This window comes from Paraburkholderia sp. (assembly GCF_047605525.1).
GTDB lineage: Bacteria > Pseudomonadota > Gammaproteobacteria > Burkholderiales > Burkholderiaceae > Paraburkholderia.
Genome location: NZ_JASGFN010000038.1, coordinates 42381 through 50737 on the forward strand (window position 1 = coordinate 42381; position 8357 = coordinate 50737).

The window sequence follows — 8357 nt, forward strand, 5'->3', positions numbered from 1 at the left end:
CACTCGTCGCCGGAAGCAGCAAACGTTGTGCCACTCGGGGCCGACGCGCCGTTGCCGCGGGACGCGGGACGGGCCGGACGGCGCACATGAAAGGAATGTACGCGAGCGCACGCTGCGCGATGAAGGAGGCCTGCCGTACGCACGCCGCGGGCGCGCCAGTATGTAAAACGGGCCGGCGCGCTCCGGGTTTTACACGGCGCGCATTGGCGGCGGGCGGCGCGTGCCGCAAAAAGCGAAGCGGGATGTGATCATACGGCGTTCAGGTTGCGCGTCAGGAACCCATCAGACCCGCCGCGATATTCACGCACAGGCCGAGCACGGCGACGTTGAAGTAGAACGACAGAATCGATTGCGCGAGTGTCGCGCGGCGAATCTCGCGCGAGCGCAGCACGACATCGGATGTCTGCGAGGCGACCGCGATCGTGAACGAGTAGTACAGGAAGTCCCAGTAGTTCGGCTGCAGCTTGTGATCGGGGAACAGCAGCGCGGTTTCGCGCGCGTCGGTGTCGTAGTAAAGACGCGCGTAGTGCAGCGTGAAAATCGTCGGAATCAGAAACCATGCGCCGATCAACGTCAGCCCGGTCAGCAGGTAGTGCCATGCGCTCGACGCGCCCGCCGTGCCTTTCGCGGACGCGAGTTCGAGCACGATCGCGGCGATGCTCGCGACCGTCGCGACACAGATCACGAACAGCACGACACCGGCGTTTTCATCGTCACGTATCGCGTATTCGCGCACGCGATGTTCGTCGGCGAGGGCCATGTGTACCCAGATCATCAGCAGATAGCTCCAGATGGCCGCGTCCCAGCCGATCAGCGCGCGCGCCATCGGACCCGTATGCACCGGGGCGACGATCGCGACGGCGATGCCGATGACGAGGCCGATCACCGTGCGCGGCCGATTGCGAAGAACCTGCGGATAGTATTTGATGAGCATGGGTCAGGGATGAGCGGCAATGAGCGGCGGCCGAATGAGCGGCGCCCGGTGTCGCGGATTCTACTCGCGCTTGCGGGACCGATTGTCGAATCGGTGGGTCACAGGCTATAGTCTTTCGCAGCGGCCTTGCACGCCGCTTTCAGTTGAAAGGCGATTGGCAGAAACAAACCCTGTTTGCAGGAACCGCGAGGCGGTCTGCCCATGGTCTGCCATTACGCTCGCGGCGCAACGAACGCCGTCATACGACTGTCATCGCGATCATGCATGCAACACCGCGCATGTGGCGCGTGTACATCGCGCGGATAGAGACCGCTCAATAAGCGGCGCAAGACCAGGTTTGGGGAAGAACAGGCGAAGCAGCACGCGAACGGCTTCATGCCGTCGCCGCGCCGCTCGTCGAGAACGAACTCATCATCTGGAGCCCCCATGACAGATGTGCCTGAGAGTAACGATGCGCGCGGCGACGTGACGCCTCGTCATCGAGCGACGTCCTGTCGCGATGTCGCACATGCGGCCGGCTTGCCGCAATCGTTTTCATTTTCGGCTTCGCGCAGGGCCTGGGTGCTCGGTTCGTGCGCGGCGGCCGCGGCGCTTGCGTTTGCCGGCGCGAGCCGTCCGTTGTCGTGGGTCGCCCCCGCCTTCGCCGATGCGCCGCCCGCGGGGGGCGGACTCGACGCCTTTCTCGCGCTGTCGCAGCGTCTTACCGGCCACAACGGTTTCGACGCCGTGCTCGGCCAACGTGTCTACGACGCACTCTCCCGTTCCGACAGCCAGTTCACGCAGGACGTCGCCGCGCTCAACCGGTGGCTGCAAGGTCACGACGGCGTGCCGTCCGACACCGTGACGCAAGTGCTGCAAGGCGAGCAGCTCGCGCTCGCGAAAGTGGTCGGCGCGATCATGCGCGCGTGGTATCTCGGCCTCGTTGGCGACATGCCGCACGTCGAGGTGGTCGCGTATGAAAAGGCGCTGATGTTCGAACCCGTGAAGGACGTGCTGACGATTCCATCCTATTGCCGCGACGTGCCGTTCTACTGGACGCAGAAGCCGCTGGCCGCCTGAGCGGCGAACAGAACACACCGGGATACCAAAGCGGGTACAGAAGAGGGCAACGATGGCAAACACAAATTCCGCCGATATCGTCATAGTCGGCTCGGGCGTCGCCGGCAGTCTCGTCGCGCATCAACTGGCGCTGGCGGGCGCGTCGGTGATTCTGCTCGAAGCCGGGCCGCGCATTCCGCGCTGGCAGATCGTCGAGAACTTTCGCAATTCGCCGGCCAAGTCCGATTTCGCGACACCGTATCCGTCGACCCCCTATGCGCCGCATCCCGAGTATTCGCCCGCGAACGACTACCTGATCCAGAAGGGCGACTATCCGTACAACTCGCAATACGTCCGGCTCGTCGGCGGCACGACGTGGCACTGGGCGGCGGCCGCGTGGCGGCTGCTGCCGTCGGACTTCCAGTTGCACAAGCTGTACGGCGTCGGACGCGACTGGCCGTATCCGTACGAAACGCTCGAGCCGTGGTATCAGGCCGCCGAAGAGCAACTCGGCGTGTCCGGTCCCGATAAGTCGATCGATCTCGGTTCGCCGCGCTCGAAGCCGTACCCGATGCAGCAGTTGCCGCTGTCGTACATGGACCAGCGTTTCAGCGACGTGCTCAACGCGCAGGGCTTCAAGGTCGTGCCCGAACCGGTCGCGCGCAACAGCCGGCCGTACGATGCGCGGCCGACCTGTTGCGGCAACAACAACTGCATGCCGATCTGTCCGATCGCCGCGATGTACAACGGCGTGATTCACGCGGAGAAGGCCGAGCAGGCCGGCGCGAGACTGATTCCCGAAGCGGTCGTGTACCGCATCGAAGCGGACAACAAGGGGCTCATTACCGCGGTCCACTACAAGGACCCGAACGGCAACAGCACGCGCGTGAGCGGCAAGCTGTTCGTGCTCGCCGCGAACGGCATCGAAACGCCGAAGCTGATGCTGATGTCGACTTCCGACAAATTCCCGCACGGCATCGGCAACAGCTCCGACCAGGTGGGCCGCAACCTGATGGATCATCCGGGCACCGGCGTCACGTTTCTTGCCAACGAACCGCTATGGCCGGGCCGCGGGCCGATGGAAATGACCTCGATCGTCAACTTCCGCGACGGCTCGTTCCGCTCCGATTACGCGGCGAAAAAGCTGCATCTGTCGAACGGCGTGCCGACCATGAGCGTGACCGCCGACCTGCTGAAAAAAGGCCTGACCGGCGCGGAACTCGACCGGCAGATTCGCGACCGCGCGGCGCGCACGCTGAGCATCAACAGCTTTCACGAGCATCTGGCCGAGCCGCAGAACCGCATCGTGCCGTCGGCCGATCACAAGGACGCGCTCGGCATTCCGCAGCCCGAGATTTACTACTCGATCAACGATTACGTGAAGAAGAGCGCCGCGAATACGCACGAACTGTATGCGCAGATCGCGACGCTGTTCGGCGGCACCGAGGTCTCGTTCGACGATACCTTCGCGCCGAACAATCACATCATGGGCACCACGATCATGGGCAGCGATGCCGGGAACTCGGTCGTCGATACGGACTGCCGCACGCACGATCATTCGAACCTGTTCATCGCGAGCAGCGGCGTGATGCCGACCGCGGCCTCGGTGAACTGCACGCTGACCATCGCGGCCTTGTCGCTGAAGCTGGCCGACAAGCTCAAGCGCGAACTATGAGCCCTGACCGGAGAGCCATCATGTCGAAGCACATCTCTCGCGCGCAGCCGGCCCCTGCGTCGATGCATGCCAGACGGCGCCGCCGCTTTGGAGGCGCGGCGCTCGCGGCGGCGTTTTCGCTGTTCGCGCTGTCGGTTGCATGGCACGAGTCGCATGGGCCGAACGAGCAATCGAGCGACGAGCTGCCGATCACGCAGGCGCGCGCCGACGACGCCGCGCAACCGCCCGACACCGCGGTTGCCGGCCCCGTCGCGAACGGCGATCTGGTCAAGCGCGGCGAATACCTGACCCGCGCCGCCGACTGCGCGGCCTGCCACACCGCGGACAAGTCGCGTCCGTTCGCGGGCGGCCTGCCGATCAGCACGCCGTTCGGCACGATCGTCACGCCGAACATCACGCCTGATCCCGACACCGGCATCGGCCAATGGACCGACGCCGATTTCATGCGCGCGATGCACGAAGGCATCGGCAAGGGCGGCGAGCGGCTGTATCCGGCGTTTCCGTACACCGCGTACACGCGCGTGACCGATCAGGACGTGCTCGCGATTCGCGCGTACCTGAACACGCTTGCGCCGATTCACTACACGCCGCCCGCGAACAGCCTCAAGTTCCCGTTCAACCAGCGCTGGCTGATGGTGTTCTGGAACATGTTCAATTTCACCGAGGGCCGGTTCGTGCCCGATCCGAAGCGGAGCGCCGAATGGAATCGCGGCGCGTATCTGGTCGAAGGGCTCGCGCATTGCGAGGAGTGCCATACGCCGCGCAATTTCATGCAGGGGCTGAAGTCGAGCGCGCGATTCTCCGGCGCGGTGCAGGCCGGCTGGCATGCGTTCAACATCACGCCGGACAAGACGAGCGGCGTCGGCGACTGGCGCGACGACGAACTCGTGTCGTATCTGGCGACGGGCGCGGCGCCGGGCCGCGCGAATGCGGCCGGGCCGATGGGCGAAGTGGTCGCGAACAGCACGCAGTATCTGACGCCCGTGGATCTGCGCTCGATCGTCGTGTATCTGCGCTCGGTGCCGCCCGTGAGCGGCGGCGAGACACGTCCGCGTCATCAATGGGGCAATCCCGCCGCCGACGTCACCGCGTTGCGCGGCACCACGATTACCGGCGTGAACGGCGCGCAGTTGTTCGTCGCCAATTGCGCGACCTGCCATAACTGGACCGGCGAGGGTATCGGCGCGAGCGCGCCGGGCGCGTATCCGTCGCTGATCCATAATTCGACGGTCGGCGCGAGCGACGCCAACAATCTCGCGATGGTGATCCTGCGCGGCGTGAGCCGCACCACCGCGCACGCGGACGTACTGATGCCCGCGTTCGGCGGCCATCTCGACGACGAGCAGGTCGCGGCCATTACGAATTACGTGACGAAGCAGTTCGGCAATCCGCAGGCGACGATCACGGCGGGGCAGGTCGCGAAGCTGCGCACGCTGCAATAGCACGGCCCTTGACGCGATCACACCGCGGGCGATCCCGCGCGTCGCGTATCCCCTGCCCGGCGACGCACCGGGAGGGGCCGTCAAAACTACGCGTTTCAGGTAAGTCGTGCCATAAATGCACCGTTCAGGGGCGGTTTACGCGTCGTTTGTGTCAATTTTGCGAGGCTGCACGCGAGGAAACGATAGGCACCGCGCATACATATACACGTTCGCCGGATTATCATCGACGAATGGATTCCGTACCCGTCAATTCTGTTCAGCACCATGCAGCCAACGAGATCGGCCGCGATTTCGTGGTCGGCGATCTGCACGGCTGCGTCGATGCACTGCGCTATCTGCTATGCCAGATCGCATTCGATCCGGTGCGTGACCGGCTGTTTTCGGTCGGCGATCTCGTCGATCGCGGCGAGCATTCGGAGGAGGCGCTCGCGCTGCTGATGAAGCCGTGGTTCTTCGCGGTGCTCGGCAATCACGAAGACACGCTGTGCGCGGTCGCCGAAGGCCGCTTGCGGCGCCAGTGGTGGTATGGCATCGGCGGCGCGTGGGCGGCCAATGTGCCCGACGAGCGCCTGCAATACTACGCGGAGCATTTGCGCGCGTTGCCGCTCGTGCGCGTGATCGGCAGCGGCAAGGAGCGCTTCAACGTGCTTCACGCCGAATTCTTCGGCTCGGACGCCGAACTCGACGCGGGGAATTTTTCCGCCGAAACGCGCCAGCAATTGCTGTGGGGCCGCGAGCTCGCGGTGGGCAACGGCGATCCGCAGCGACAACGCGGGCTCTCGCTGACCTACTGCGGCCATACGCCGGTGCGCGACATCACGCAGATCGGCTCGCAGGTGTTTATCGATACCGGCGCGTTCGGCCCCGGCGGCACGCTGACGATCGTGCAGCCGCAGGCGCTGCGCCGCTGGTCGATCTCGGTCGAGGAAGCACGCGCGGAAGGGGCCGCGGCGCTCGCATTGCCCTGAGGGCGTTGCATGGTGGGGGTTCTTTCCGAGCACCTTCGGCGCGAGATCCGCGCTTTGTCCGGGCGCACTTCGCGCCGCGCTTCTGATGCGTTCTCAGCCCACCTGATTGAGCTCGAACACCATATCGACGCTCGAGCCGTTCCAGTTGTATTCCAGATACGCCGCGTGATGGCAATCGCGTAGCAGCGTCGTGCGAAACGCGGCGAGGCATTCACCGGCGCTATCGCGCACCGACGGGTAGACGATGCCCGGCGCGCCCGCTTCGCGCACCGCGCGCCCGAGCGCCTGGCCGGCCACGTAGTCGTGCGGCGACAGCACCGCGGGATCGAGCGCGGGGTCGTCGCGCAGATCGACCACGCTGCCTTGCGCGGCCACCGTGTAGAGACGCATCTGTTGACGCATCGGCGGCTCGGCGGTCGCTTCGAGAAACTTGCCGGTGTGATAGCGCGTTTCGGCGATCGCGGTCGCGCGCGAGCGGGCGCAATAGAACACGCCGTAGGTGCCGTCCGAAAAGCGGCTGCCGAGCGGATTCAGATGCGTGAGCGCGGCCATGATCGGTCCGTAGCCGGGTCCGAAACGGCGCTCCTCGCGCGGCACCAGATCGAGTTCGCCGATCTCGGTGCGCAGACGGTCGTTGGTCATCGCTTCGAGCGCGTACAACGCGTCGAAATCTTCCGGGGATGCGACCCGGTCGAACAGATTGACGGCCGGAAAGCGCGTTGGAATTACGCGATACGCGGGCGACCAGTCGAGCGTGGCGCTGGTCCAGCGGTCCTGCCATTGCGGTTGTGTCACGCCCAGCCGCCTCGCATCGCGTCGAGATACTGGCGCACGGCCACGAGGTCACTGATGTTGCCCGCCAGCATGCGGTCCAGCGCGCGGCGCCCGCCGAACGGCGGCGCGCTGTTGGGGCGTTTGATCCAGGTGTCGGCGGCGCTCGGCTGCGGCAGCAGGATCTGCAGCGCCTTGTAGATGCCGAGCAGCAGCGACAGGCGCTCCAGCGTGTCGCGCCCGAGACGCGCCGTTTGCGGCGAGGCCTTCCATTTGAAGAACGTGGAGCGGCCCGGCGAGCCGAGCAGCACGATCTGCTCGTCGGCGTTCAGGTCCCAGTCGCGCGCGATGTTGAAGAACGCGCGCAGACCCGCCGCGGACATCTCGGTGAGCGTGGGTTCCGAAACAGGCCGTCGCAGCGGCGCTTCGGGCGGGGTGAGTCGGGCAGCGTGAGCCATGAGCGGATAAGTCCCTATGTGTACTTGTTGATGATATTAGTCCAAAAGTGGATTTTTGCAAGAGAATATAATCCTGGCTCGTTTTGGGTAGCAGTCGATCAGGAGAAGCAGGAGATGCGGGTTCGAACGGTAGTAGCAGCGGCGCTGGCCGTGTGGTGTGTGTCGGAAGCGGCTTGGGCGGCGGGTTATGCGGAAGTGTGGAATCCGCCGGAGGCGAGCGGGCATGTCGCGAAGCCGGCGCGGAAAAAGCCGGCCGCGGTGAAGGTGAAGACGGGAGCGGCAACCAGGGGCGCGGTCAAGGCGGGATCCGGCGCGCATGCGAAGCCGATCGCGAGTGTCCGGCATGAGGCGTCGCACGCCGCGCCGGGCGGCGCGGCCCATCGCAGCAGGCTGGCGGCGCATGGCGGCGGAGCGAAGCAGGTCGCGAGCCACGGAAGCGTGAAAAGTGGCCTGAAGGGAAGCATGCGGACCGCGGTCGCGGGCAAGACCCATACGCACGGCGCCGTGACCGCGCAGGCCGCGAAGCCGCACATGCAGGCGCATACGCAACTCGCCCACGCGAAACCTGCTCAGGGCAAGGTGATGCGCGCCAACTTCGCGCCGGGCCATACCGCGCGACCGCACGTGCTCAAGGCCGTGGCGAAACCGGCGGTCTCCCGTCCGACCGTATCGAGCGCGCCTGTGACGCCGGCTGCGCCCACCTCGCCGGCCGAATCCGCAACCGTTAGCAACATTGTTCCGATGGGCGCTCCCGCGAATCCGGCCACAGCCCGCAGCGGTTCGCTGCCGCCGATCATCCACTGAGTGCCACGCACGGGCCACGGCCTCTGGTGGCCCCAGTCGCTCGCTGCCGCGTGCCGTTCATCGAGCGTGATGCACGCGACGCGAGGTTGCGTCACGCGGCGGCCAATCCGTTTGCCAGCAGCCGCAACGTCTCCGCCGAGCGCGGCTCGCGCACGCGCGAATGCAGCGTCACGCGCGATTCCGGCAGCGGCGGCAACCCGAGGCGCTCGCCGACGTCGACCAGACCGCGCGGCGCGACCCGGCGCGCGAGCGGCGAGACGGCGAGAG

General features: G+C 65.8%; 8 protein-coding genes and 1 pseudogene. 5 read left to right on the forward strand and 4 right to left on the reverse strand.

Features of this window, described 5'->3' with window-relative positions; all coding sequences use genetic code 11:
* Window positions 1-271: 271 nt before the first annotated feature.
* Window positions 272-934 (reverse strand): DUF1345 domain-containing protein, encoded by a 663-nt coding sequence (locus QM685_RS34220; protein ID WP_415123683.1) that lies wholly within the window; start codon window positions 932-934, stop codon window positions 272-274.
* Between the two features lie 426 nt (window positions 935-1360).
* Between QM685_RS34220 and QM685_RS34225 the strand changes: the two genes are divergently transcribed.
* The 4 genes from QM685_RS34225 to QM685_RS34240 all read left to right on the forward strand — a co-directional run bounded on the left by QM685_RS34225 (window position 1361) and on the right by QM685_RS34240 (window position 6057).
* Entirely contained in the window at window positions 1361-1993 is a 633-nt protein-coding gene (locus tag QM685_RS34225; protein ID WP_415123684.1) for a sugar dehydrogenase complex small subunit, read from the forward strand.
* Window positions 1994-2045: 52 nt separating this feature from the next.
* Window positions 2046-3647, forward strand: coding sequence for a GMC family oxidoreductase (locus QM685_RS34230; RefSeq protein ID WP_415123685.1), 1602 nt, complete (start codon window positions 2046-2048; stop codon window positions 3645-3647).
* Between the two features lie 20 nt (window positions 3648-3667).
* Entirely contained in the window at window positions 3668-5089 is a 1422-nt protein-coding gene (locus tag QM685_RS34235) for a cytochrome c (protein WP_415123686.1), read from the forward strand.
* Between the two features lie 230 nt (window positions 5090-5319).
* Window positions 5320-6057: a metallophosphoesterase gene (locus tag QM685_RS34240; RefSeq protein ID WP_415123687.1), complete on the forward strand. Its 738-nt coding sequence runs from the start codon at window positions 5320-5322 to the stop codon at window positions 6055-6057.
* Between the two features lie 93 nt (window positions 6058-6150).
* On the opposite strand, the gene QM685_RS34245 is transcribed toward QM685_RS34240, so the two are convergent.
* Together QM685_RS34245 and QM685_RS34250 are read right to left on the reverse strand one after the other, a co-directional pair.
* Entirely contained in the window at window positions 6151-6852 is a 702-nt protein-coding gene (locus QM685_RS34245) for an RES family NAD+ phosphorylase (RefSeq protein WP_415123688.1), read from the reverse strand.
* Window positions 6849-7211 (reverse strand): MbcA/ParS/Xre antitoxin family protein, encoded by a 363-nt coding sequence (locus tag QM685_RS34250; RefSeq protein WP_415123690.1) that lies wholly within the window; start codon window positions 7209-7211, stop codon window positions 6849-6851. Before QM685_RS34250 ends, QM685_RS34245 begins: the two co-directional genes overlap by 4 nt.
* Before the next feature lie 189 nt (window positions 7212-7400).
* Here QM685_RS34250 and QM685_RS34255 point away from each other — a divergent pair, with 189 nt between their 5' ends.
* Window positions 7401-8090: a hypothetical protein gene (locus QM685_RS34255; RefSeq protein WP_415123689.1), complete on the forward strand. Its 690-nt coding sequence runs from the start codon at window positions 7401-7403 to the stop codon at window positions 8088-8090.
* A 91-nt stretch (window positions 8091-8181) separates the two neighbouring features.
* On the opposite strand, the pseudogene QM685_RS34260 reads toward QM685_RS34255, so the two are convergent.
* A pseudogene (locus QM685_RS34260) lies at window positions 8182-8357 on the reverse strand (LysR family transcriptional regulator); the annotation flags it as partial.